Annotated in this window: 21 protein-coding genes and 1 pseudogene; 9 read left to right on the forward strand and 13 right to left on the reverse strand. The window is 60.7% G+C overall.

Features of this window, described 5'->3' with window-relative positions; translation table 11 throughout:
• Together C477_RS08760 and C477_RS08765 are read left to right on the forward strand one after the other, a co-directional pair.
• Positions 1 to 1,335, forward strand: a 1,335-nt coding sequence (locus C477_RS08760) for an anaerobic glycerol-3-phosphate dehydrogenase subunit C (protein WP_008894112.1), incomplete at its 5' end; no start/stop codon positions are given.
• Positions 1,336 to 2,550: a Cdc6/Cdc18 family protein gene (locus tag C477_RS08765; RefSeq protein WP_008894113.1), complete on the forward strand. Its 1,215-nt coding sequence runs from the start codon at positions 1,336 to 1,338 to the stop codon at positions 2,548 to 2,550.
• A gap of 82 nt (positions 2,551 to 2,632) precedes the next feature.
• Here C477_RS08765 and C477_RS08770 read toward each other — a convergent pair whose 3' ends face one another.
• A complete protein-coding gene (locus C477_RS08770; protein ID WP_008894114.1) occupies positions 2,633 to 3,559 on the reverse strand; it encodes a DUF368 domain-containing protein in 927 nt (308 codons plus the stop codon).
• Positions 3,560 to 3,688: 129 nt separating this feature from the next.
• Positions 3,689 to 6,691 carry an oligosaccharyl transferase, archaeosortase A system-associated gene (locus C477_RS08775; protein WP_008894115.1) on the reverse strand — a complete coding sequence of 1,001 codons (3,003 nt, stop codon included), beginning with the start codon at positions 6,689 to 6,691 and terminating at the stop codon, positions 3,689 to 3,691.
• Positions 6,692 to 6,865: 174 nt separating this feature from the next.
• On the opposite strand from C477_RS08775, the gene aglG reads away from it, so the two are divergent.
• The 5 genes and pseudogenes from aglG to C477_RS22865 form a co-directional block, all read left to right on the forward strand.
• Positions 6,866 to 7,750 (forward strand): glucosyl-dolichyl phosphate glucuronosyltransferase, encoded by an 885-nt coding sequence (gene aglG, locus C477_RS08780; RefSeq protein WP_049914446.1) that lies wholly within the window; start codon positions 6,866 to 6,868, stop codon positions 7,748 to 7,750.
• Positions 7,747 to 8,385, forward strand: a complete 639-nt coding sequence (locus tag C477_RS24500) for a glycosyltransferase family protein (RefSeq protein WP_239641859.1) — start codon at positions 7,747 to 7,749, stop codon at positions 8,383 to 8,385. The genes aglG and C477_RS24500 overlap by 4 nt, the downstream gene beginning before the upstream one ends.
• Positions 8,318 to 8,749, forward strand: coding sequence for a glycosyltransferase (locus tag C477_RS24505; RefSeq protein ID WP_239641860.1), 432 nt, complete (start codon positions 8,318 to 8,320; stop codon positions 8,747 to 8,749). Before C477_RS24500 ends, C477_RS24505 begins: the two co-directional genes overlap by 68 nt.
• A 74-nt stretch (positions 8,750 to 8,823) precedes the next feature.
• Positions 8,824 to 9,384, forward strand: coding sequence for a sulfatase-like hydrolase/transferase (locus C477_RS22860; RefSeq protein ID WP_204366222.1), 561 nt, complete (start codon positions 8,824 to 8,826; stop codon positions 9,382 to 9,384).
• A gap of 26 nt (positions 9,385 to 9,410) precedes the next feature.
• Positions 9,411 to 9,713, forward strand: a pseudogene (locus C477_RS22865) (IS6 family transposase); the annotation flags it as partial.
• A 38-nt stretch (positions 9,714 to 9,751) separates the two neighbouring features.
• Here C477_RS22865 and aglM read toward each other — a convergent pair.
• From aglM to C477_RS08815, 5 genes are all read right to left on the reverse strand, one after another.
• Complete coding sequence (gene aglM / locus C477_RS08795; protein ID WP_008894119.1) at positions 9,752 to 11,053, reverse strand: UDP-glucose 6-dehydrogenase AglM; 1,302 nt, start codon at positions 11,051 to 11,053, stop codon at positions 9,752 to 9,754.
• 38 nt (positions 11,054 to 11,091) lie between these two features.
• Positions 11,092 to 12,147, reverse strand: a complete 1,056-nt coding sequence (locus C477_RS08800; protein WP_049914447.1) for an NAD-dependent epimerase/dehydratase family protein — start codon at positions 12,145 to 12,147, stop codon at positions 11,092 to 11,094.
• Positions 12,148 to 12,258: 111 nt separating this feature from the next.
• Positions 12,259 to 13,695, reverse strand: a complete 1,437-nt coding sequence (locus C477_RS08805) for an oligosaccharide flippase family protein (RefSeq protein ID WP_008894121.1) — start codon at positions 13,693 to 13,695, stop codon at positions 12,259 to 12,261.
• Positions 13,692 to 15,134 (reverse strand): sulfatase, encoded by a 1,443-nt coding sequence (locus C477_RS08810; RefSeq protein ID WP_239641861.1) that lies wholly within the window; start codon positions 15,132 to 15,134, stop codon positions 13,692 to 13,694. The genes C477_RS08805 and C477_RS08810 overlap by 4 nt, the downstream gene beginning before the upstream one ends.
• A gap of 134 nt (positions 15,135 to 15,268) precedes the next feature.
• Entirely contained in the window at positions 15,269 to 16,414 is a 1,146-nt protein-coding gene (locus tag C477_RS08815) for a glycosyltransferase (RefSeq protein ID WP_008894123.1), read from the reverse strand.
• A gap of 100 nt (positions 16,415 to 16,514) precedes the next feature.
• Between C477_RS08815 and C477_RS08820 the strand changes: the two genes are divergently transcribed.
• Positions 16,515 to 17,972 carry a sulfatase gene (locus C477_RS08820; protein ID WP_160168010.1) on the forward strand — a complete coding sequence of 486 codons (1,458 nt, stop codon included), beginning with the start codon at positions 16,515 to 16,517 and terminating at the stop codon, positions 17,970 to 17,972.
• A 30-nt stretch (positions 17,973 to 18,002) separates the two neighbouring features.
• Here the strand turns inward: C477_RS08820 and C477_RS08825 are convergent, their stop codons facing one another.
• Together C477_RS08825 and C477_RS08830 are read right to left on the reverse strand one after the other, a co-directional pair.
• Complete coding sequence (locus C477_RS08825; protein WP_008894125.1) at positions 18,003 to 19,163, reverse strand: glycosyltransferase; 1,161 nt, start codon at positions 19,161 to 19,163, stop codon at positions 18,003 to 18,005.
• An 85-nt stretch (positions 19,164 to 19,248) separates the two neighbouring features.
• Entirely contained in the window at positions 19,249 to 20,223 is a 975-nt protein-coding gene (locus C477_RS08830; protein ID WP_008894126.1) for a hypothetical protein, read from the reverse strand.
• Positions 20,224 to 20,354: 131 nt separating this feature from the next.
• Here C477_RS08830 and C477_RS08835 point away from each other — a divergent pair, with 131 nt between their 5' ends.
• Complete coding sequence (locus tag C477_RS08835; protein WP_008894127.1) at positions 20,355 to 21,107, forward strand: FkbM family methyltransferase; 753 nt, start codon at positions 20,355 to 20,357, stop codon at positions 21,105 to 21,107.
• Between the two features lie 31 nt (positions 21,108 to 21,138).
• Here the strand turns inward: C477_RS08835 and C477_RS08840 are convergent, their stop codons facing one another.
• The 4 genes from C477_RS08840 to C477_RS08855 are packed head-to-tail and all read right to left on the reverse strand — an operon-like array spanning position 21,139 to position 25,466.
• Complete coding sequence (locus tag C477_RS08840; RefSeq protein ID WP_160168011.1) at positions 21,139 to 22,026, reverse strand: glycosyltransferase family A protein; 888 nt, start codon at positions 22,024 to 22,026, stop codon at positions 21,139 to 21,141.
• Positions 22,027 to 22,046: 20 nt separating this feature from the next.
• The gene (locus C477_RS08845; protein WP_083870271.1) at positions 22,047 to 23,453 is read right to left on the reverse strand and encodes a sulfatase-like hydrolase/transferase; all 1,407 of its coding nucleotides are present in this window, start codon (positions 23,451 to 23,453) and stop codon (positions 22,047 to 22,049) included.
• Complete coding sequence (locus tag C477_RS08850) at positions 23,413 to 24,411, reverse strand: glycosyltransferase family 4 protein (RefSeq protein ID WP_160168013.1); 999 nt, start codon at positions 24,409 to 24,411, stop codon at positions 23,413 to 23,415. The genes C477_RS08845 and C477_RS08850 overlap by 41 nt, the downstream gene beginning before the upstream one ends.
• Positions 24,412 to 24,440: 29 nt before the next feature.
• Entirely contained in the window at positions 24,441 to 25,466 is a 1,026-nt protein-coding gene (locus tag C477_RS08855) for a glycosyltransferase (protein WP_152423296.1), read from the reverse strand.
• Positions 25,467 to 25,514: the final 48 nt, after the last annotated feature.

A 25,514-nucleotide genomic window follows, 5' to 3' on the forward strand; every position in this document is an offset into this window, starting at 1 on the left:
ACCGACGATCACGTACCGGGCGCCGAAGAGGAGGAGTTCGAACCCATCCAGGTGTTCCCCGAGGCCGAGGAGATGGACCTCCGGCCGGGAGCTGACAACTGCTACAAGTGCTCGACCTGCGACACCAACTGTCCCGTCGCCGAGGTCGACGACGAGTTCCCCGGCCCGAAGTTCCAAGGCCCCGAGCAATGGCGGCTCAAGCGCCAGGACGACCACGACGTCGACGACTCGGTGATGAAGTGTTCGAACTGCATGCGCTGTGACAGCGCCTGCCCCTCCGAGGTACCTCTCTCGCAGATGCACAACACGGCCCGCGGGGAGTACGTCGAGGAGCAGATGGACAAATTCTCTCGGGAGTACCTTCGAAACCGTATCCTCGCGAACTACCGGCGACTCGCGCCGCTCGCGGCGGCGTTCCCCCGCACGGCGAACTTCGTGATGGGGCTATCCGTCACGAAGTGGATGGGCGAGAAGCTTCTGGGGATCACGAGCGAACGGGACTTCCCCGAGTTCGCGACCGAGACGTTCCGCGAGTGGTGGACGCAACGCGGCGGCGCGAAGGTCGAAAACCCGGACAAGCGGATCGCCTACTTCCACGGCTGCTACTCGAACTACAACACGCCTGAGGTCGCGAAGGCGCTCGTCCGCGTCTACGAGCACTTCGGCTACGAGATCATGGTCCCCGACCAGTCCTGTTCTGGGACGCCGATGTTCGCCAACGGCATGCTCGAGGACGCCCGGCGGGCCGCCGAGACCAACGTCAGCGAACTCGCCGCGGCCATCGAGGACGGCGCCGATATCGTCGCCTCCTGTAGCTCCTGTTCGATGTCGCTCCGCCAGGAGTACCCCGAACTGTTCGATTTCGAGAACACCGAGACGGTGGCCGAAAACACCTGGGACGCCGTCGAATACCTCCGAGTGCACGAGGATCTCGAGAGCGAACTCGAGGGGCGCTCGGTCGAGGGTGACGAGTTTGACGACTTCGCCTATCACGCACCGTGTCATTCACGTAACCAGGGACTCGACGGACAGACGATCGAAGTGCTCAGCGTGATCGACGGCATCGAGGCCCACGACGTCGGCGACTCCTGCTCGGGGATCTCCGGCACCTACGGCTGGAAGGAGGAGAACTACGAGACGTCGATGAAGATCGGCGAGGAGATGTTCGAGCACATGGACGCGGCCGACGCACAGACCGGGCTGACCGAGTGTCCGACCTGCTCGATGCAGATGGAACACGGCACCGGCTACGAGATCAAACACACGCTCGAGGTCCTCGAGGCGGCGCTGGTTGGGTCCGGCTCGGCTGCGGGCGGACGCCGGGAGGCCGGGTAGATGGAGCTGCGGGAGCGCATCGCCCGGCGACGATCGGCGCGACAGGATCGCGAGATCCTCGTCGACCGGGACTACCTCAGTCCGGTGGTCCACCCCGCGGACCCGATCGGTCGCGGCCCCGTCCTGGAACAGTTGCTCGACGCGCTCGAGGCGGTGTTCGACGGCGAGTTGCCGCCGCCGATCGCTGTGGTCGGCCCGGCGGGCGCGGGCACGTCCGCGATCGTCACCGCCGTCTTCGACGCGTTGAACGAGCAGCTCGGCGAACCGTCTCGGTCGATCGGCACGACGACCCGGGCGGGTCGGACCGGGTCCTCGACGTGGTTCGTCTACGTCGACGGCCGCCGCGTCGAGAGCGCCTTCGCCCTCTACCGGACCGTCCTCTCGGTGCTCTCGAGCGAACCCGTCCCCGAGAGCGGCGTCGGAACCGACGACCTTCGCGACCGGCTTCAGCGACAACTCGCGCGGCCGGATCGCCACGCGGTCGTCGCGGTCGACCACCACGACGAGCCCGAGACGCTCGCCTACGAGCGGGCCCGCGAGTTGCTCGCGCCCGTCGACGACAGCGTCTCGACCGTCGCCGTCGGCCGGGAGGCCCCCGACGAACTGGCGGCCGAGCAGCCGACCGTCACCGTCCCGGCCTACCGCGATCACGAACTCGTCGAGGTGATCTCCGACCGCGCGTCGACCGGGCTCGCCGCCGGCGCGCTCGATCACGAGTCCGTCCGCGGGCTGGCGGCGTGGGCCGACGGGAACGCCCACGACGCGCTCGCGGCCCTGTTCGGCGCCGCCGTCCTCGCGAGTCGGGACGGGAGCGACAGGATCGCCACGGAGCACCTCGAGCGGGCGAAAGCCGACGTTCCAGACGACAGCGTCCACCTCGATCGGGTGCTGGCGCTTTCGGAGACCCGCCAGCGCGTGCTGCTCGATCTCGTCGCCATCGACGCCGCCGACCGCCCGATCCGCGATCTCGCGACCGAGATCGCCGACCGATCGTCGCTGACCGCCGGCACCGTCAAACGATTCCTCTACGAACTCGCCGATCACGGCGTCGTCGAACGCGTCCCGCTCTCGGCGACCGGGAGCGGCCGCCGCCCCAGCACCCTCGCGGTGCGGTTCCCGACGATCGCGTTCCGGACGCTCGGACCGAGCTCCGACGAAACCGACGGTGGAACCGACGAGCCCGCGGACGGAGACGGGACTGCACCCGCATCCTGATCGCTCCGCTCGAGTCTCCGCTGTCGAACCGAATCCTCGCTATCGTCTCGGACGTTCTCCGTCTCGCGTTCCTCGTCGCCGCTCAGTACTCGAGGTCGTCGGTATACCAGTCGACCAGTAACACGGCGCCGGCGCCGACGAACGCCATCGCGACGGCGATACCCGGCGTTCCGAGCGACGTCTCGCCGAGGTTGCTCAGGACGCGCTCGGCGGGCAGTCGCAACGCGCCTACCATCAAGCTCACCAGCGCGGCCAGCGTCGCGGCCCGGTAGCGCTCGAGGGCGTAGCCGACCGCGTGAGCCATCGTGAACAGGCCGACGACCGCGCCGACGCCGAAGACGACGACGATCGTTCCGGTCTCGAGGACGGGCGCCAGCGCGCCGCCGTCGAGCAGGTCGAAGAGGGCGTCGATGAACCCGCGTAACGTTCCCGTCATGTACTCGTACTGGCCGAGGATCAGGAGGAAGAACGCGCCCGACACGCCGGGGAGGATCATCGCACAGATCGCGACCGCGCCGGCGACGAGGACGATCGGCAGCCCGTGCGGGACGTCCCCCGCGGTCGTCCCCGAGACCGCGAACGCGAGCGCGATCGCGCCGACCGAGATCGCCACGCGGCCGACCGTCCACCGGTCGATCTCGCCGTAGAGGACGACCGCCGAGGCCGCGATCAGCCCGAAGAAGAAGCCGTACGTCGCCACCGGATACGTCGTCGCCGCCTCGTGCATGAGACTCGAGAGGAGCACGATCGCCGTCCCGACGCCGAGCCCCAGCGACAGCAGAAACGGAATCTCCATTCGCTCGAGTTCCGTTCGGAGTTGCGCTCGAGCCTCGGGATCGTGCGGCCGCAGCGCCGGGCGAAAGGCCCGGGGATCGATGGCGGTGATCGCGCGGATCAGCCGGTCGTAGATGCCGACGATGAGCGCGATCGTCCCGCCCGAGACGCCGGGGACGACGTCGGCCGCGCCCATCGAGAACCCCTTGCAATACACGGCGAGAAAGTCCCGCATTACCGGAGCTATTTCGGACGGGGAGAAAAGCGTTCTCACTTCCGGAGGTCGCTGTAGGAGGTCGGATTTTGCGACGCGAATTCCGGTCGAAAATCGACTGCGACGGCGGGGATCGGGTCGGGGTCGCCGTTAGTTGTCCTCGGTGTCGGCGCCGTCGTCGGTTTGGTTGCCGTCAGTCTGGTTGCCGCCGTCGGTCTGGTTCCCGTCGGCAGTTTCGTTGCCGCCGTCAGTTTCGTTTCCGTCAGTCTGATTGCCGTCGTCGGTTTCGTTCCCGCCGGTCTCGTTGCCGTCCGACTCGTCGGGGTCCTCGAGTTCGGTCTGCTCGAAGCCGTCGACGGTGATGGTGTTACCTTGGACCACGTCGGTCTCGGGAACCGCCGTCTCCGTTGCGTAGCCGGTTTCGCCCGGCTCGCCGACGGTCACCTCGTACTCGCCGGTCGCTTCGACGGAACTGTTCGTGTAGCCGTCCTCGACGCCGAGTTCGTCGTTAGTCGCGTAGGGGACGGTTAGTTCGAACGAGCCGTCCTCGGCGACTTCGGTCTCCTGGGTGTAGTTGAACGTCCGACCGGCGTTCGTCTCGAGTTCGACTTCGACGCTGGCCGTCGTCTCGTTTCCGAGCACGTCGGCGTCGTCGTCGACGGTGCCGGTGAGCGTCGCGCCCTCGACGCGCTCGAACGTCTTCACCGCGGCGGCGCTTCTGGCACCGAGCAGCTGCTGGGTCGGGCTCTGCTGGATGCTCTGGATCCGCTGGAAGCCCATCTGCTGTATCGCCACCGACGGGCGACCCTCACCGGGCGCCGCGAACTCGCCGTCCTGGTAGTAGATCACGTCGCCCTCCTGGTAGCCCAGTTCCTGCAGTTCCTGGCCGGCCTGTCCCTGGATCGCGGGGGTATACACCTGCGCATAGGCGACGATCGTCGCCGTTCCGGCGTCGGCGTTCTCGTGGACGGTCCGGTAGTGCTCGAGCCCGTCCGCGTCGTCGAAGTACAGCTGGGACTGCATCGTGTTGTAGTAGGGGATGGTCCCATTCTGGTAGTCGTTGATGTTCACCGGTTGTCCGTCCTCATGGCCCTCGGGCGTCACGTAGTGTTCGTAGTTCGGCCCGGACCACGCGGTGATCGCGGAGAACTTCCCGGACGCCATCTCGTAGTCGATCATCACGTACCGCAGTTCCTCGTTGGTGGCGCCCTCGGACAGCGACTCGAGTTCCTCGGTGGACTTATCGGCCGGGTTCTCGCCGGCGGCGATGGTATCCAGCACCAGTTCGCCGCGTTCCTCGGACTCGGCGGTCAGGAACGACGAGGCGGACGGCGCGTTCTGCTGGAACGGGTTCGCGTGGGGTATCCGCTCACCCTGCGTCGTTATCAGGTGGCCGTAGTCCCACCACGACATCACGCCGTAGGCCCCGTCCGGATAGTCGTAATCGCCGTCGGCGGGAGCGCTGTACGTTCCGAAGTACTCGAGCTGATCGGCGTTTTCGTGCTCGCCCCAGTTGCCCGGCGCGGGCGTGTTGTTAGCGAGCCACTCGTTCGATCCCTCCCAGACCATCGCGTCGCCGGAGGGACCTGTGTTTTCGGCCTGTTCCCAGGAGGACGTGCCATCGGCGGCGATCGGCGGGAGCAGCGGCGCGAACAGCAAGATCACGACGAGAAAGAGCACGATCACCTGGTAGGTTTCGATCCCTCGAATCGACTTGAGACTCGCCGTGAGATCTAGGTCGAAGAGGCGAACGAACTCCGCGACGAACGCGGCGTTGACGACCGCGATCGCCAACACGAGATAGTACATGAAGCGAACCTGCGTCGCGGCCATGCTGATCAGGAACAGCGACCAGACGACGACGAGGGTGTGCTCGGCGCGGATCCGGCGGCCGAACAGCGGCCGAATGACGACGAAGGCGAGGCCGGCGAGCATCGTGTAGAACGCGCTCCCGAACTCGCTAAAGACGCGATCGAAGAAGTCCTCCGGGGGTTGGGCCTCGGAAATCGTGAGGTCGGTGGCCGTCCCGCCGATCGGGAGCATGCGCCGCGTCGCGTTCCCGACGGTCGAATCGAACAGGCTGGGGAGGAGGAGCCACATCGCCAGCAGCGCCGCGGCGATGAGTCCCCCGATGGCAACGGGGTAGTACCGTCGCTCGATATCGCGATTATTCCACTGACGGGCGAACCAGGCCATGAAGACGCAGCCGACGGCCACGAGGAAGGCGGCGAGCGGCTGAAGCAGGCCGAAACTCGTCGACCCCGTACTGCTGGGGTTTTCCATCAGGAGCAACGTCAGGATCGTGGTCACGCCGAGACTCACCGCGCCGACGAAGGCGACGTGGTCCGGAGAGATCCCGCGGAGGTAGTCCAGACAGAGCTGGACGGCGAAGAAGACGCCGAAGATACCGACCAGAAGGACCGCAGAGGGCCAGACCCAGATGTACAGCGTGAGCGCGACTCCGGCGAGGACGCTGTAGATAGTCGACGTTCGCAGTGCGTCCCAGTCCCTGTCGACGACCAGTTCGTAGATCGGCTGTTCGCGTTCGGCGACGGTCAGCGCGACCATCATCGCGACGACGGAAATCGCCATGAACAGCACCTCGCCGATGTGGTGGTCGAGTTGGCCGACCGTCGATCGCGTCAGGAACTGTCCCTTCGCGAGTGCGAGCACGAGGACGGAAACGATGCCCCCGAGCGTGCCGCCGAGGCGCCGGCCTGCGTAGAAGACCGGGATCGCCACGAGCGCGGCCATCGCCGGGATCATTAGCAACGCGACAGTGTAGACGGTCTCCGGCGACGGATCGCCGAGCCCGACGATCATCGCGACCGTGACGATTAGTTGGTCGAACAGGGTGCCGAACTGGCCCACGTAATTCCCTTCCGGAAACCCGGTCCATACCTCGTAGGGCATCGTATTCGGGTAGTTCTCCGCCGTCCATTCGATCGTCCGCCACTGATACCACGAGTCGATCCCCGCCAGTGCGGGTGATCCGTCTTCGGTGACAAATTGGTCGTACGCCTGGGTCCGCACCCAGAACATAAACAGCATCACAGCCCCGAGCACGGGGATGTGATACCAGTTAGACCACGTCTCGAGGAGGGAGGATGACGTCTCGGAGTCCTCCTCGACGTGTTCGGTATCCGTACTCATTAGGTTGGACCAGACCCAAGTGGAGAATAAGCCTTGTCATCTACTCGCGGCGGTTTCATGTAGCCGCCTGCGTCGATTCGTATCGTAATCGATGAACGTCGGCACACCGTGAGTAACGGCGAAACACTGACGGGGATATTTATGGAACCGCCATCAATGGAGGGTAACGCGGACGTGGACGTTTCGGTCGTGCTCTCTACCTACGATATGGACGCGTACGACGACTTCGACGACGCCGCGACGAGCGTCCTCGAGCAGACCTACGACGACGTCGAACTCGTGATCGTCGTCGATGGGACCGAGGCCGTCTACGAGCGCGCTCGCGACGACTACGGCGATCGGGACGACATCGTCGTCCACTGCAACGAGGAGAACCGCGGGCTGCTGGCCAGCCGGAATCGGGGCGCCGAGCTCGCGAACGGCGACGAGACGTGGATCGAATCGCTCGTCGAGGCTTACGAGTCGGAGCACGCCATCGCCGCCGGGGGGAAGATGACGCCACGATGGGTCGCCGGGCGACCCGACTTCCTCCCCGACGAGTTCTACTGGCTCGTCGGCGTGACCCACCGCGGGTTCGCCGACGGCGAGGGGGAGGTCCGGAACACGTTCGGCTCGAACATCTCGTTTCGACGCGACGTCTTCCTGGAGCTCGGGGGGTTCGACCCGGACATCGGCGGTCAAAAGGGCGACAAGAACCTCCAGGGAGGGGAGACGGAACTGTGCGCCCGGATGCAACGCAAGTACGGCCGCGGAGTGTGGTACGTTCCCGACGCGGAGGTCGAGCACAAGGTCTTCGAGTACCGGACGAAACCGACGTGGCTGTTCGAGCGCGCGTTCTGGCAGGGCTACTCGAAGCGAGCGATGGAGACGCTCGTACCCGACTCGAGCGACGAGGAGAGCGAGTACCTCGGGAGGCTCCTCCTTGAGTTCGCACCCGACCGGGCGCGATCGCTGGCGGCCGATCCCGATCTCGGGCGGGCGAGTCGCTTCCTCGCGCTGTTCACCTTTACGGCCGCAGTAGGCTTCGGGTACCTGTACGGACTCGTTCGATACCGATGACCGACCCGACCGATTCGACGCGGGTGCTCTGGCTCACGCCGGACAAGCCGGAAGACATCAGCGTCGGTCGCCGCCAGATCGCCGACCATCTCGCCGACGATGGAGTGTCCGTGACGCTCCGCGGGACCACGCCGCGGACAGTCGCACGGTCGCTCCGCGAAACGGATCGATACGACGTCGTCATCGGGACGACGCGTGCAGGCGCCATCGCGGACGCAATGCTGAAAGTCGCGACCGGTACACCGCTGATCGTCGATCACGTAGACCCGATCCGACAGTTCACAGAGAACAACTCGAGGTGGCTCGCGGCGGCCGTTCGTCGCCTCGAGAACGCGGCGTTTCGCGTCGCCGATCGAACCCTCTACGTCTACGCGGAGGAAGCCGACCGCGTCGAACGCTTCGGACCGACGACCAAGACGGCCCTCGGCGTCGACTTCGATCGGTTCGCGGACCCCGGTCGGTCCCGAGATCGTCTCACGGGGCGAATCCGCCCTCGAGGGGCGCGTCTCGGAGAACGTCGCGATCTACGTCGGCGGGCTCGAACCGATCTATCACGTCCTCGAACTGGTGGCCGCGGCGACGGAACTCGACGAGACGTGGACGCTGCTCGTCCTCGGGAAGGGGTCGCTCTCTGACTACGTGGAGCGAGCGGCGGCGTCTCACGAGAACGTCGTCTACCCGGGGACGGTTCCCCACGAGGATATCCCGGGCTATCTCCACGCGGCCGACGTCGGTGTTTGCCTCGTCGACGACCCGCACATGTTGAAGGTCCTCGAGTACGGCGCGGCGGGATTACCGACGGTTCAGGTGCGAGGCCGTGCAGAGGAGCGATTCGACGGACTGGTTGAATACTGTGACACGACGCCGGAGGGCATCGCTCGCGCGATCGAACGCGCCTCGGACTCCGACCGAACGACTGCGTTGCAGTCGTTCGTCCGCGAATTCGACTGGGCCGATATCGCCGATACGTATAAGAAAACGATCACAACCGTGAAATAACCCGACGGTGGAATCGTCGACATGAAGGACGTTCTCCTCGTTACGGTCGACTCTCTCCGCGCGGACCACGTCGGATGGCACGGCTACGAGCGGCCGACGACGCCCAATCTCGATCCCCCGCGGCTCGCGGCCACACTTGCACTAACGCCTTCGCCCACGCCTGCAGCACGCGACCGTCGTTCCCGTCGATTCTCACCTCGTCGTACGCCCTCATGTACGGCGGGTACGAGCGGATCTCCGAGGACCGGACGCTGATCTCGGAGGCGTTCGACGACGCTGGCTATCGGACGGCCGGCTTCCACTCGAACCTCTATCTCAGCGCCGATTTCGGCTACGACCGCGGCTTCGACGAGTTCTACGATTCCAAGACCGATCCGTCGGCGACCGCGCGGCTCCGCCAGTTCGTGAAAGACCAGTTGGACTCGGACGGGATCCTCTATCAGACCCTCGCTCGAGCGTTCGAGACCGCCGAGGAGACTGCTGGGATCAACGTCGGTTCCGCATACGTCAGCGCCGACGAAATCACCGACCGCGCGCTCGAGTGGGCCGAGTCAGTCGCGACCGACGGTCCGCGGTTCCTGTGGGTCCACTACATGGACGTCCACCACCCGTACGTCCCGCCCGAGCGCCACTAGCGGGCGTTCCGCGACGAACCGATCGGCGAGCGGCGGGCGATCCAGCTGCTGCGTTTCTGCATGGACTTACCGAGAAACACGATCTCTCCGAGGCTGAGTTTCTCGTCGATAGTGCTGGCTATCTGACTGCCCTCTCTCGATTAGGATTGAGCGGTCACCTCGACTACGTCGATCGAAACCACATCGAAAAGTGGTTTCAACCCCTCAAAGTGCGGATCGACCGCTTCCATAACTCGTGGGTTGGCAGTCGGGCAAGTGTCAGAGATTGGCTTGAACAGTTCGTACACTACTATAACACACAGCGACCACACCTGTCACTCAACGGATAGACGCCAGCGGAGGTGCTAAACTAGACGGTGACAGCCTATCAGGTCAATCCCTCGTACTCCATGCCGTCGCGGGGCGTGACGGCTCGCCGGCCGTCGACGACGATTTGCTGGTGCATCGCGTCGAACTCCTCGTCGAGTGCTGCGAACTCGTCCCAGTCAGTACAGACCACACACGCCGTCGACTTATGTAACGCGTTGGCCACAGAGGATGCGTAGTCGAGGTTCGGGAAGTATTCGCGCATGTTCTCAGCGGCAACCGGGTCGTAGGCGACGACGTTAGCGCCGCGCTCGCGGAGCCCCTCGATCATCGAGATAGCGCGCGAGTTCCGTACGTCGTCAGTACCTGGTTTGAACGCGAGACCAAGGACAGCGACGCGTTCGTCAGCAACGTCGACGTGGTCGTCAAGTAGTGAGAGCAGTCGCTTCGGCTGGCGATCATTCACCTCGACGGCGGCTTCGAGGACTGCCGGGTCGTACCCTTGTTCGCTCGTGGCATGGATGATCGCGTGCGTATCTTTTGGGAAGCAACTGCCACCCCATCCCAAGCCGGAGTGTAGGAACTGGCCGCCGATGCGGTCGTCTAGCGCCATAGCGTCGGCGACTTCGTAGGCGTCGACGCCGAACTCCTTGCAGATGTTCCCGATGTCGTTGATGTGGCTGACTTTCGCCGCGAGGAAGCCGTTGTTCGCGTACTTGATCATCTCTGCCGTCTTGGTGTTCGTCTCGACGACGGGCGCGCGCGTACGTTCGACCAGCGGGTCGAACACGTCGTGCATGTCTACGAGCGTGCGGTCGCTGTCCGCGCCGAGCACAACCTTGTCTGGGTTCAGGAAGTCTTGAACGGCCGTCCCCTCCCGGAGGAATTCGGGATTCATTCCAGTACCGAACTCTTCTCCGGCAGTTTTGCCGCTCGCGTCTTCGAGTACTGGCGTCACGACATCCTCAGTCGACCCTGGAACAACAGTGCTCTTCACGACGACAGTATGCCAGTCGTCTTTCCGGGCGAGAGTTTCGCCGAGCTGTTCGGCACCAGCCTCCATAATCGAGAGGTCGATGCTGCCGTCCTCGGACTGCGGGGTGGGGAGGCACAGGAACGTCACGTCAGTCTCCAGCACGACGCTATAGTCCGTCGTCGCGCGGAGCCGTCCTGTCCCGCCTTCGCCAGCGTGCTCGGCGACGAGCTCCGGGAGGCGGTCCTCGTGAATCGGGGACTTCCCAGCGTTGATTGTCTCGACGATGTCTTCGTCAATCTCGACGTTCACGACCTCGTGACCCAAGTCGGCGAAACACGTGGCGATGGTGGTTCCGACGTACCCAGAGCCGATGACGGAAATACGCATACTCGCCGTAGTTGGGTCCAGTATAAGAAACGTGCGGGCTACCGGTTCTCGTACCAGTCAACGAACCGTTCGACGCCTTCCTCAAAGTCGACGGTAGGTTCCCAGTCAAGTTCCGCACGAGCACGAGCGATATCCGTAACGTACACCTTCTGGTCGCCTTCCCGCCACTCGTCGAAAGAGACGTCCGTTCGCTCGCCGGTTTTCTCCTCTAGGAGGTCGATGAATTCCAGCAGGCTCGTCGTGTTGTCCGGGCCACCACCGACGTTGTACACCGCCGGCTTCCCTTCGGGGTCAGAGAGGAACGCGTCGTAGGCACGAATCAAGTCTTTCACGTAGAGCACGTCCCGAACCTGCTTGCCATCGCCGAAAATTGTCAACGGCTCGTCGCGGAGCGTGCTGATGGCGAAGTGCGCCACCCAGCCTTGGTCTTCGTTCCCGAACTGACGAGTTCCGTAGATGCAGCTCATGCGGAACGCCGCCACGTCCACTTCGCCGCGGTCGGCGTAGTCCTGCACGTAGAGGTCTGCAGAGAGCTTCGACACGCCGTACGGTGTGTGCTCGCAGTCGTCGATGGACAGTGACTCCGGGATCCCATCCTCGTACTCGGGGTCGTCGTACCAGTACCGCGTCTTCTCTTCGCGAACCGGAATGTCATTGACGTTGTCACCGTATACTTTATTCGTTGACGCCATCACGACTGCCGGATCACTTTCAGCTTTCCGAGCAGCTTCGAGAACGTTAAACGTTCCGAGTGCGTTCACCTCAAAATCAGTTCGCGGGTCTTGAATGGAGGCCGTGACGGCAACCTGTCCTGCGGTGTGGACGACGGCATCGTGGCCCTCCACAACATCTTCCATCAGCTCCTCGTCGCGGATGTCGCCCTCGACGAGTTCGACGTCCGGGTAGTTCTCGGCGATGTACTCCCAGTTGTAGGCGGCCGTATTCCGACTCTCGTCGGCGGTTTCAAGCGTGTCGACGCGGCTGAGGTTGTCGAGTGCCGTGACGTCCGCTCCTTGCTCAGCATAGTACTCTACGGCGTGACTGCCGACGAAGCCAGCACCCCCGGTGACGAGGACGCTGTTTAGTTGGGTCATATCTCGGAGAAATAGGTCAGCATTCATAGTCGTTCCTCATCGGCGTGGCTACTCAGCCACTTACGATTTGAGTCGTATACTGGGTACTGTCGATAGCGATACATCTCGTGATCAGGACAGTACGTCAGAATATACCGAGCGCAATACGGCCCTGAGGTTCGAACTAATTGTCACGAGTGTAAGGCCGTAGACAATAGCGCCAGTTCCAATGATCACCAGCAGATCAGTAGAACTCCGAATTGGGAGTCGCGCGTTCGCAAGTTCGACAACTGCGAACATCACGAGGCCCGCCAAGAACTGCTCAAATAGCGTCCTCGGAAATACGTTGACACCCAATTCGTATTGTTTGACGACAGCGATGTAAAGGACGTATCGGAGGAACTCAGCGACGATTGTCGCGATGACAACGCCGAGCGACCCGTATGTAAAGACGAGCGCTATACCGAGGATGACGTTCACCGCGAGAGTGGCCATGCTGATTCGAAGGTTCACGTCTGGTAGGTCGATTGCATTCACCGCCCGACCGTACATCGTCGTCTGAGTGTTCAGAATCTGGTAGAACGCGAGGCCGACGAGTAGTGTTGCGGCCGCACGATACTCACCGCCGTATACGGTGACAACGATACCCTCTGATATTGAGAGCGCACCGAAAAAGATGGGGATCGCTAACGCACTACTGAACGCGATAGCGTTCGAGATATCCGCCGAAACATCTTCCCCCTTCGAGTGAATCTTCGACACCTTCGGCAACAGTGCCGGTGCGATGGCCATACTGAGAAGCGTCGCTGGCATAGTCAGTTTATACGCGGTTTCGTATTGGCCCGCCGCACCGGTCGTGATGAAAAACGCGATGAGAAGGATGTCTAGCCGGGAAAACGCTGTTCCCATCATGGCATTTGGGATACTGTATCTCGCATACCGCCAGACCGATCGTGCAGTTTCTTTCGTTGGGAACTTCGGTCGAAGCGGTAACACATATTGGACAACTGGCACCGTGAGTATCGTTGCGGCCGCCAGCCCGTACCCCATCCCTGCGGCGCCCAGTCCGTAGAGAACGAACGCCAACTGGAGTACTATCGTCAGAACGGACCGCAACGTGTCGGTCCAGATTTGTAGGGCTGGATGTCCGTGTCCAGAGAGATGGTGCTGGGTGACCAAAAATAGGTTTATGGAGACAAACAGGGCGAAGAAGACCAGGGGTGCGTTCGCCACGTTCGTCTCCGCCGTTAGCAAGTCACCGAAGGCGAATACGAGGACCGCTGCACAAGTAAAGACGACGAGTTGAACGAGTAGGACTCCACCGAGTATTTCTCCGCTCGCCGACTCGGCCTCGGAGACACGCTTTTCGAGTGCGACTGAGAGTCCTCTGAGGGGGTTGTCGAATACATTCACCAGCGATAGGAGAAAGTAAAATCCGCCGAAGGAGGTCGGGCCGAGTATTCGAGCGAACAGAACGGTTCCGATGAATCCGAGGATGAACTGCGTAGACTTGCCGAGAAACCCCTTCAGTGATTCGAGACCCAAGCTGATGGTGTCGTCGTCGCTCATCGATACCCGAGGTTCTCGAGTCGACGTTCTGTTGCCTCGGTGATAGTGTCTTGGTCAGCCTCGATACGGATTCCAGCGTCTTCAAATCCGTCGAAAACAGATTGAATTCGTTCTACCCCTACACCCCGATCGGTAAAGTTCGTCGCCGCATCAATAGAACGTACCGACAGCGTTCTATCATTCCATCTGGCTTGCTTGTAGACGAAGTCATCGCCACTCTCGTAGAGGACATCAGATTCACCGACTAATGGATCGATATCGATGCCTGCCTGACTGAGTTGGCCCTGCTGGGGCGCTAACATCCCCTGTGTGCGGGCCACGACAGGTGGTTCTGTGAACGCTCCTAGGTCCCGCTCGCCTTCCACTGCCCGGCGAACAGCACGTGGAATCGCCGTGAGCGTCGCGGGGGCATCCACCACGCCCCCTTCGTCCTGTTCTGGGTGACTGACGACTAGCGGCACGTGGAGATTTTCCTCCGTCTCACCCACGTTGTGGCCAGCGATACGAACGTTTCGCAGTCTGCTTCGCTCCCCGAATCCCTCGCCATGGTCGCTCGTTACTATGAGGAGAGTATTCTCGAAATCACCACGTTCCCTGAGCGCCTTCACGAGGCGCTGTACTTCCCGGTCCAGTTGTCTAATAGTACCATCATAGAGATATTCGAGCAGTTCGCACTTCCACCACTCGTCGCTCCCGTCGTAGAACCCGAGTGGCATCGAATCGATGGACTGCTGGATAGCAGTGATGGCCCCGTCGTTCCACTTGTCGAACTCGGCGTTCGGGAGATATGGATGGTGGGCGTCCATGAAGTTGATACACCCCGCCCAGGGTTCGTCGGTGCCCTCGACCCAATCCAAGAACAGGTCAGTGAACGTCGATCCGGGAACCGTTCCGGAGCCAAGTCGGCGTTCGAGCCTGTCCGGGAGCAGGTCTGGATAGTCCCAGGCGAGTTTCGCGACCATACCGTTCGCGAGGGAACGGGCTGGTCGCCCAGAGCCGAGGGCCGCTTGGAGGAATCCCCCAACGTCCCCCTTGAACTCGTCTGGGTTGGCACCCTCGAACAGTGGTTCGCGACTCGCCCCCGCCACGGTGTCAAACCCGGAGTCTAGACCGGTTTCGAGCGACGTCAAGTAGGGGTTCTCAGAGAACAGACCAGTCTCGTAGCCCGCTTCGTTCAGTTCATCGAAGATGGTCTCCCCAGAACGGATTCCCGCATCGGCAGCAGTCACGCCGTGTTCGGGAACGTGATAGCCCGTGAACATACTTGTGTGACTTGGAAGACTCCACTGTGAGGGCGCACGTGCCTGCGTGTATTGGGTAGCGGCGTCTGCGGCGAGAGAAGACAAGAAAGGGGTCGTCTCGTGGCGGGCATCATGCAGGGAAGTGTTCTTGGCGCGCACGGAGTCCAAGATGACGAGAAGAACGTTCGGAGAGCTCATGCTCGCCCCAAGGAATTGGCGGAATACAGTCTTTTTGTCTTCGAGTGACACAGAATCTTCTGTTTCGATTTCCCGAAACGCGTTCAAGCATCCACTTCACAAACTCTCTATCCCGGATCACATCTCTAATGTGCTTATTTTTGCTCGAACGTGGGATCGCTACCGCTCCACGGTACGTTGATAGCCGTTCGGTTCCGTGCTTCCTTGACGATGCTCTGGAACTGTCTCTGGTAACGGTCGACGTCGAAGTTTTGTGCGAACTCCCGAAGTTCCGACTCAGTCCACTTGACGCCGTTGCCCTCGAAGGACTCGACCGCTGAGCGTAAATTTTCGACACCACGGTCGAACTGCACGCCGTTTACGCCATCAATAATTTGATACTGAGTGAATCCGTCATTCACTCCGATAACTGGCGTCCCACTCGCGAGGGACTCGATGGGGGTCATCCCGAAGTCTTCGTTTATTGCGTTGGCAATCATCGCTTTGGCCTCGGCCATGTACGCGGCTTTCTCCTCCCCAGAGATGTAGCCGACGAACTCGACGTTATCGCCGGCCATAGACTCCAGTCGGGACCGTTCCGGTCCGTCTCCGGCCACGACGAGTCTCTGGTCGAGTTCGTTGAACGCCTCCACGACCGGACCAATTTGCTTCAGTTTCGACAGTCGCGAAATCGAGAGGTAAAACGGTTCCTCGTCGTTCAGTGGTCCTGCTTTTTCCGGGCCGAATTGGCCAGTATCGACCGGCTCGTAGATGACAGTCACGTCGTCCTCGGAGACCCCCCAGTACTTGCGAAGTCGATGCTTCACGAGGTCGGAGTTCGCGACCATTGCGTCCGGTGTGACGGTATTCGTTTCGAAGAACGTTCGCCACCCGGATTTGAGGAGTTTTCGCGGCGTTCGCGGGGATTCGTAGTGGAACAGGTCGTATCTGCCGCTGGCGGGTGAATGAACGTTCCAGACAACCGTCTGTCGATCCTCCGGGATGAAATACCTTGGTTCGAGTTTGTTTAGGATGAGGGTGTCGAACTCGTATAGTTCCGACGGGTCCTGCCACTGCAATACGCGATACAGTTTATTGTAGAAGTGCCCACCAGACAGTAGCCGCCTCCTGAATCCGTCGGGGCCAATTTTCCGAACATCGACATCATCGGGGACCTTCGCCTGGTCGACTTCCATCGCGAAGAGTGGACAGTCGAACGTTCGCGCCAATATAAACGCGGCCTCTGCCGCACCGCCAATCGTCGACAATTGGTCGTGTACGACAGCGATTTCCTCGTCCATGTCGGACCCAACACAGACGTACGACTAATCAATTATGACTGGACCTTCGGTGCCGGCTTCGGAGAGAAAACACTTTATCCGAACTGGTCCTAGCAAACCCGTGAAGCCGAACGTCCTGGTGGTGGTTCTCGACACGGTTCGTGCAGCGAACTGTTCTGTCTACGGTTACGACCGGCAGACGACACCGAGATTGTCAGCACTTCGCGGTGAGAGCGTTCGATTCGAACACACAATTGCCCCCGCCACTTGGACCGTTCCGAGTCACGCCGCGATGTTCACCGGGCGATACCCAAGTGAGCTCGGAGTACACGCACGGAACAAGATTCTCCCGGCTACGGCTGAGACGGCCGCAGACAGGCTTAGTCATGCGGGCTACGAGACAGCCATCATGAGTTCGAACCCGTTTCTCACGGAAGGGACTGGTCTCCACCGCGGATTCGACCATCGATATACGTCGGGGATGCGAAGAGCGTTGTTCGAGGATGCGTTCGACCCGGCAAGATACATCAAGACCCGCGAACACGAGCAGGGGATTCAGAAAATCGCTGAACTCGCCGGAGAACTGAGTTCGCCGCTCCGAGACCTCCCAAAGAACGTCCTGAACGCATTATATTACAAGTACAGAACGACTTGGGGAACTGGCGATGGCAGCGACAGTCATGACCCAACTCAGGACGACGGTGCGACCGAAACCATCTCCGAGTTCAAGCAGTGGGTTCCAGATGACGAACCGTTCTTTGCGTGTCTCAATTTCATGGAGGCACATACGCCATTCCGGTACCGAGACCGATTCCTTCCTGAGTGGGCTTCCATGGAGGACGTTCGGGCGTTAAGTCAGGACCGCGAAACCTATTTCAGGGGAGAAGCGACGCTGGACGACCGACAGAAGGAACTCTTGCAGTCCCTCTACGACGCCGAGATTCGATATCTGGACGAGCAACTGCAGTCTCTATGGACGTATTTGCGGGACAACGACATGTGGGAGGACACGCTTCTCGTCGTGACCAGCGACCACGGCGAGAATCTCGGCGAAGACGGTTACATCTTCCACCACTCGAATCTCCTTGGTGAGCACCTCGTACACGTACCATTACTGGTGAAGTACCCCGACAACAAGCACGCAGGAGCAACCGTCGAGGAGACAGTTAGCCTCACCAACCTCTATGATACTGTGGTCAATGCCGGAGAGGAGTCGACGGGTAGGCTGAACCCACTCGAACCCGGCATGGTCACTGATCTGGTGCGTAGCGAGTTCGTCTGTTTGGACCCACAACACTCCACGGAGGAATACGTGGAACCGTACCGACGCCTCGACGTTCCGTCCCGTGCAGTCTACGAGGGCGGAACGAAGTACGTTCTGTTCGGCGACGGACGTGCGTACACCTTCGAAGGTTCAGACGACTACGGTTCACTACTCGACATCGAACCAGGGCCTCTCGAGAAAGTGCCAGCACACGTGCGGTCGTTCGCGAATCTAGATGTCGATCTCGATTCGGGCGAAGGCATCGAGGTATCCGACTCTGTTGAGAGTCGTCTCGAGGAACTGGGCTACCGCTGATACGGATATCTCAACCGTCACGGACGGCGGTTACTTTGGCTGCTTCGTATCCAGTTCTCGCAGTACTTCCTGCCAAGTGACTCTCGTATTTCGAACGTCGTATGTGCGAGCGGCCGCCTGAATCTGGGCCTCGTCCCATTCGGCGTCAGTGGTACGTTCGACAGCTGCCACGAGATCCGAGACATCGGGCTTGAACAGCACGCCTGTCTCTCCTGGGTCAACCTGATACTTGGTGAACCCTTCGTCGACGCCAACGACTGGTTTACCGGACGCCATGGCCTCCACCGGTGGCATCCCGAAGTCCTCGTGTTTACCCGCGAATATAAGCCCGCGAGATTGTGCCAGAAGGTCAACTTTCCCCTCGCCTTCTACCCAGCCGAGGAATTCGATGTTGTCGTTCGCAAGTTCCCGACAGGCCTCGGCGTAGTCCTGTGTCGTCGGTCGGGTGTCACCAGCAATCTTGAGTGGCAGGCCCAGGTCGTTGAACGCCTCGATGACGAGTTTTACGCGCTTCTCGGGAACCAACCGATTGACCATAACGTAGTAGTCTTCGCTCTCTTCAGCACGATACTGGTATGTGTCGACGGGACAGTACGCCACCGTCGCATCTTCACCGTAGTAGGCGTCGATTCGTCCGGCAACGAGATCGGAGTTACCGACTATGCGGTCAAACCGGCGGATGCTGCTGACGTCGGTATTCCGAATGTGATTCGCGAAGGCCCGCATGAACCAACGGATGGGGCCAAATCGGTCGTTCCAGAGATCGTGAGTGAGATCCCACAACCAGCGAGCAGGCGAGTTGAAGAAGTGGATACGGGCCTGTTCCGGATGTTGAATCACCTGCTGGGAGAGCGGACCGGTGGTAACGATGACATCGAATTCCCGGGGTGGATTCCAGTCCTGATAAGCCAGCATCTGGTGGAGGTAGAACAGTCGGTTAAGGCCGCGCCGTCGGATCTGACGCTGGAGCCAAGATTCCCTACTCCCGAACGACCGAACGTCGACGTCTTCGAGCGGTTTCGGTGATTCGGTCTGCCGGAGGGTGTAAAGCGGCGCGTCGAGAAACTTCGTGATGTTCGCGATGACGTCGATGCCGCCGTTCTTTGACCAGATTGGATCGGTCACCACAGCGATTTTTAGGTGGCGAAGATCGTCGGCGAGGCCATATTGGGGGTCAGTCTCAGATACCATTGACTGGGTCGCTTGCGATTTCACCACGATTTCGGAAGTGTCTTTGCATTTTGGAGGACTCAGAACACAGAAGCCGGGTCTTGGGTCACTCCTCGGCGTATCCGAGAGCTGCCAGGTGTTCCTTAACCTCTCTTTCGGTCGCCTCTGTCTCGGAACTAACGTCGCTAGTGTTGATGCCCCTACGTTTTCCATCCACGACAGCCCACGGTACGTCCGTCAGTGCTGAGTGTCGTCGATGGCCGGGGTGACCGAACAATCGAACCGGAATCGGCCAGGATCGCTCACCGAAGGCATTCCCGTGGTCGGACGTGACCACCACCCGGCGGTCCGTGGACTCGAGAAGTGCCGCGACTTCATCCATCACGATTTCGAGATTGTGTTCGTAGGCCTCCCAGACGTCGGCGGCGTCGATGGCACCTGCTTCGAGTGCCTCCCAGGGATTGTTGTAATCATCGCCAGCGTCGAAGTTCGGGTGTGCTTCGCTGACCTCGAGTCCCCATACGTCCGCATCCCCGCTGAAATTCAGTTCTGGGTAATCTATGAACGGCGCGTGGGGCTGCATGTAGTGGACGATGACCCGCTTGTTTGGATGTTCGCGAAGGGCAGTTCTAGCGGCCTCGGTAATCGGCTCTGGCCTAAGCACACCACTTTCCTCGTCCCAGGCGTCACGCCAGACCTCGATGAGGTCGTGGAAGGCCCCCGGTTTCACGTTGGATACCATCGGGTTCCCGGCCACGTACACGATGTCTCCGAACGTGCCATCGAAGGTCCGGTTGAGCCACTCTTTCGTTTCCGTCGCCGGACTCCGAACCGTGGTTACGTCGTCGAAATAATCTTCGTCGACGACGTTCTCGAAGAGGTCGGCACGGCAGGCGTCGAGCACGACCAATACGTTCCAGTCTTCTTCGAGGTAGTTCAGCGTGTTCTCTCGACTCCGCAGCAATCGCTGGACCGGGCTGTTCACACGTGTTCTGATGCGCTCTGCCCACCAGGCGTCGCTCCGCCAATTTGCTCGCAACTCGGCGATTACGTCCTCGATGCGACGTCGCAACCCACTCATTTCCCTTGCGTTAGCGACAACGACGTTTCAATCTCTCGCCTCGTTTCCCGCCCCAGAACGTCGAGTCACTAACACTACTACCTGCTGATTGGTCGAAACCTTCAACTTCGGTCATCGCCACCGGACACATCATGACCTCTCTGTTGGGGAGGGCTCGGAATGCTCTCCGGAAGGGCGGGCTATCATACGTCATTCGCGAGGCCATCCCGCATCTCCACAAGCATTACCTCCGGGACCATCTGCCCAGAACGAAGACGAAACTCAACGGGGTAATCGTCAAGAGGAATCGTATCTTCGACGGACTCGTCCCCTGGGAAGTGAATCGACCGGACCCGGAAAATTACGAATCGGCCATCGTTTCCAGACTCAAATCCGGGGTCACTACTGGTGACACCGTCGTCATCGTCGGTGGCGGGTGGGGTGTCTCCACCGTGGTTGCTGCCCAGGCGGTCGGTGAGAGTGGCTCAGTCCATACCTTTGAGGCGTCACCCGAATACGCGGAATATACCAGAGAAACCGTTCGATTGAACGATGTCGCAAACCGCTGTACAGTGACTACTGCAGTAGTGGCGAAAGCGGTTTCCACTCAGGGGGATGCCGAGAGTGAGGTCGTTCTGTCGCCGGCAGAACTCCCCGACTGCGAGGTCCTTGAACTGGACTGTGAGGGAGCAGAAATCGAGATACTCCAAGAACTCCAAAGTCAACCACGAGTCATCATTGTTGAGACTCACGGCGTGTTCGGTGCGCCGACCGAAGCGGTAGCAGAGGCACTAGAATCAATGTCATACGAAATTGTTTCAACAGAAATTGCGGATAGGGGACTAGCGGAGATGCACGAAGCACAAGACGTCAGGGTGCTGACCGCGCGAGACGAGACTCAATAAACTCAGTTCGTCAACCAGCCTAACCACTTACCTAAGCGTCGGTTAACGAGTACACCTTATCCTCTGTCGCATTGAAGCACGCTTGGTCCACGTGCTGCGGTGGTGTTAGTCGGATATCCTCGTAGGTTCCCTCTTCACAGCCTTCGTAGAGCTCTTTGTCGATTTCGTACGCGAGCGGATCCCTTTTGTCGAACGTCTCGTAGTGTTCCTTATTGAGTCCCCAGAGATACGTGAGAAGAATCGTTCCGGTGTCCAGTAGCTTCCGCCAGATCGGCAGGTTCGATGTGTAGAGATGTTCGTAGGCGTATCGAAGGGAGATTCCACACCTAAGCTTTTCCCGGTAGTTGTAAAGGTAGCGGCGAACGGCCGTCTCAAAACCGAATTCAGGATGCAGATGCTTGGCAACTCGAACGTCCATTAGGCGGAGATACCCGTGACCGAAGAATCGCCGCGTCAGTTCGTTCTCTTGGAACCCATGGGGGAACGGCCGCCAACCGCCGAGTTCTTCGTGGAGTTCTTGAGGAGTAATCCGCAGACCCTTAGTATACAATTGGAAAGGTCCCTCGGTTTCGACCGTTTCGAGATAGAACTTGACGAGTTCGTCGAAGCAGTCCGCGAACACCATATCGGCGTCAACCTGCTCAAGAAGGTAGTCTCCGCGCGCGTTGTCGACACAAACCTGACGAGCAACTCCAAGGCCTGGTTCCTCCTGGGTAAAGATTCGAATTGGGACATCCGATTTCGCAGATCGCTCCTTGACGTGTTCCAGCGTCCCGTCTACGGAGCCGCCGTCCGTCACGACTAGTTCGTAGCGGTGGTCCAACTGGGGAAGAATACTATCTAGACAGGCCTCGATAGTCTCGGCGTCGTTGAACGTACACAGACAGACGCTGAATATTGGAGTGTCCGAATCAGTCATCGTTGGAGTGTTCTGGGTGATCATTCGATGTACCCGAGTTCGCGGAGTCGCTCCTCGGTCGCTTCGTCGAGATCTTCGTCACCGGAGGAAACCTCAGAGAGGTCCGCATTGAGCTGTTCGACGAGTGCCTCCTCGAGTTCGACTGGGTGGTCTCCCCACCGATTGTCCCGTTCCATTGGGTCTTCAGGCCGGTAGTAGGCTTCCCAGCTTTCCTCGTCGAATCGCTTGGCGCCCCAGTCTCCTTCGGGGTGATAGAGGACCTTCCACTCCGCCCCGACTGCTGCGGCCATGCGTTTGCCGTCTTCCATCACGTTCTGGACGGTCACGTAGTCACGGTCCGAGCGTTCGTCGCCCAGCAGTGACGGTCGATCGCCGAGGCGCTCCGCGGAACCCGCCAGGTCGAGAATCGTGCTGCCGAGGTCCAGCAGCGACGTCGGTCCCTCAATGCGTCCCGACTCGCCTACATTGTCCATCACGAGAGGGACCCTGGTGACGGTGTCGTACATGAGTGGCCGGTGGCCGTAGTTCGCGTGTTCGCCGAACTCGTCTCCGTGGTCACTGTGGACGATGAGAGGAGCGTCACCGTGGCCTGCCTCCTCGAGGCGCTCGGTGAGTTCGCCGACGAACGTGTCCGCGTACCGAATCGTGTTGTCATAGGCGTTGACGATGCCGTTTCGTCTCTCACCGACGAGATTCCGATGGCGGCGCATCGCGTAGTTCCAGGCGTACGTCGAGCGGATACCCGGTTGGTCCCACTTATGGTGTTCCTCGGGGACGTAGTAGGGGTGATGTGTGTCGATGAGCAGCACCCAGAGGAAAAACGGCTCCGGGGCTTCCTCGATGAACGACTCGATGTCTGCCCACATGTCCTCCCAGGTTGGTGGCGTTTTCCCTTCGGCTGTCCGTTTGAGATCCACCACGAAGTTCCCCATCCCGGCCTGCTGGAGGGCGTCGTGGGCGCGTTTCTTCCATCCTGATTCGGTGCTATCGTCGGCATCCCACATGTGATCCTCGTAGACATCCCAGCCCCGATTCCAGCCGAAGGACGAACTCACTAGGGCGTTGTAATGGAACCCGCCCGTGTGGTAGCCCTCATCCTGGAGAACTTCCGGAAGGAACGTCCGGTCCGCGTTCGCTTCTCGCCAGTGCTGCGGGTTCGGATACTCCATGCTTCCCGAAGCGTGTTCGCCCGAGAACATGCCAGTGAAACTGGCCGGTGTTCCGACAGCTGGGACCTGCGGGTCGTTGAACACGAGGCCATCTTCCGCTAACGCTTCAAGGTTCGGCGTTGTATTGCGGTCGTATCCGTACAGCGGCAAGTGATCGGCCCGGACGCTATCCCACGAAACGAGGACGATATTATCTTTGTCTATCATTTGTTGGCGGTCAGACGTACCCGATGTCTGCCAGTAGGTTTCCGTACTCATAGGCGAATGCTTTGAGGCCGGACGCTTCGTTGAAGCCAGCACCGTACCCCGACGCCAGCGTGCTGAATTGCTCTCGTTTATTCTCGGAGAGCGAGAAATACCAGTCTATCGCTACGGCGATGGCAGTCGGGTCTGCATCCGCGACGAATCGACCGTGAACGCCACGAACCAACGTTGCAGTCCCGACACCCGGCGTCGTCACGACGGGCAGGCCGGCACAGAGCGCCTCTAACGTCGCGACCGGGAATGCCCCGGCAGGCGCTGGAAAGACCATCAATGCGGCCGATTCGAAGAGGTCGACTAGCTTTGCTTCACTTACGAAGCCGTGTGTGTTCACGGCCTCTGGCCCTTCGATTTGCTCCGTGTCCGGGCCGACGAAATCGACCGTGCAGTCCAACCCTACGTTCGATAGCGCATCGACGAGGACATCTTGGCCGTTCTTTCGCCGATACTTTCCAAGACACAAAATGCGAGTTCCGTCCAGTGAAGGGTCAAGCGACCTGAGTTCCTCGTACCGGTTTGCCTCGACAAACGGGTGGGTCACTCGTGTCGGCTCGTTGGTCAACTCTGCGGCAATCGTCGCGATGCGTTCGCTGACAGCGAGCGTCCCGTCAACGAATCGCTGGGCGAAACGGTGGGCCAACCGACTCGTCGCCGTACGGCCCGTCATCGGATTGCGGATGTCGTGGTAGGTCGAATCGGCGCCGAGCGCTATTACCGGCCCAGACGACCCCAGAAGTTTCAACGCGGCCCCTTCGACAAGCGGCACCCCGCCCTCAAGGATTACCGGCCGATTCCCAAAGTCGTGGCTTCGACCGGCCCGAATACGAGCGAACGCACCATCCGTCTCGCACTGCACCATCTCGGCGTCGAGGTACGACGCCATCTTCTCGTGGACCGGATGCGGGTCGTAGTAGAGAAACACCGGCGGGGGGATGTCCGGACCTGCAGTGACCATCTCAACACCCGAATGCTGGCGTGACGGCATTAAAAGTACTCCGCTTCGACGAACCCCTCGACTTGCTCCCTGAACCTGTCGGTGCTATACGCCGTCGCACGTTCGCGGATGGCGGCGTGGTCCCATGTCGTCTGTTCGACGCGCCGGACGCCCTCGGTAACTGCGTCAGGTGTCGGGTTGACCAGGACACCGGTCTGCTCGTCCACCTGGTTTTTCGTGTTGGGTTCGTCCACCCCGACGACCGGCGTTCCCGCCGCCATATACTCGATGGGGGTGATTCCAAAGTCCTCGCGTTCGGCGAGGAACAGTCCGGCGACGCTCTGTTCGACCGTCCGCCTGAGTGTCTCGTCGTCGACGTAGCCCTTGAACTCGACGTTGTCTGGCGCATTCCGCTCCAGCATACCTCGGAGCGGCCCGTCTCCGAGCACCTTCAGAGTGTACTCCGGCAACTGGCGCATCGCATCGACGGCGACTCCTGGTCGCTTCCGCTCCTCCAGTCGACCCACCAACACCAGTTGCTTGGATCTGCGGTTTCGCGTCGCGTCGAAGGACTCGACGTCGACAGGAGGACAGATAACCTTGTCCACCGACTCCCCGTAGTGTCGCTCCGCTCGGGTCGCCGTAAGTTTGCTGTTCGCGATCACAGCAGGTATCGTGAGCGTCTCGAGTCGGTCGAGGGACTTCACGAGGTACGACAGCAAGCCGCCCTCGAACCACAGCGCCGCTAGCGGAGGGTGATGCAGGTAGTGAACCCGGAGTTGATCGTCGTAGGGCTGGACGAACTTTGCGGCCGGGCCACTCGTGAACAGTACGTCGTAGTCGTGTAACTCGAGGTTGAGCATGGAATGAGCGGTCCGAATGTCGTTCAATCTGCCGCTCCGTGACGTCCGGCGGAGAATCGACACGTCGTTTGGCACACGCTGCTGCCACCATTCTCGTTCTTTCCCGGAGAACCCGACGTAGAGGTCGGCATCCAGTGCCCTTGCGGCCTCGGTGACGACTCGCACCGCACCGCCCGGATTAATGGTGCCATCGTGGACGACAGCGACTCGCATCTGGCCCACTGTTCACGGGCCCCCGTGCTAAACGCATCGGTCACCGTG

Origin of the sequence: Haloterrigena salina JCM 13891, from assembly GCF_000337495.1 — an archaeon.
GTDB lineage: Archaea > Halobacteriota > Halobacteria > Halobacteriales > Natrialbaceae > Haloterrigena > Haloterrigena salina.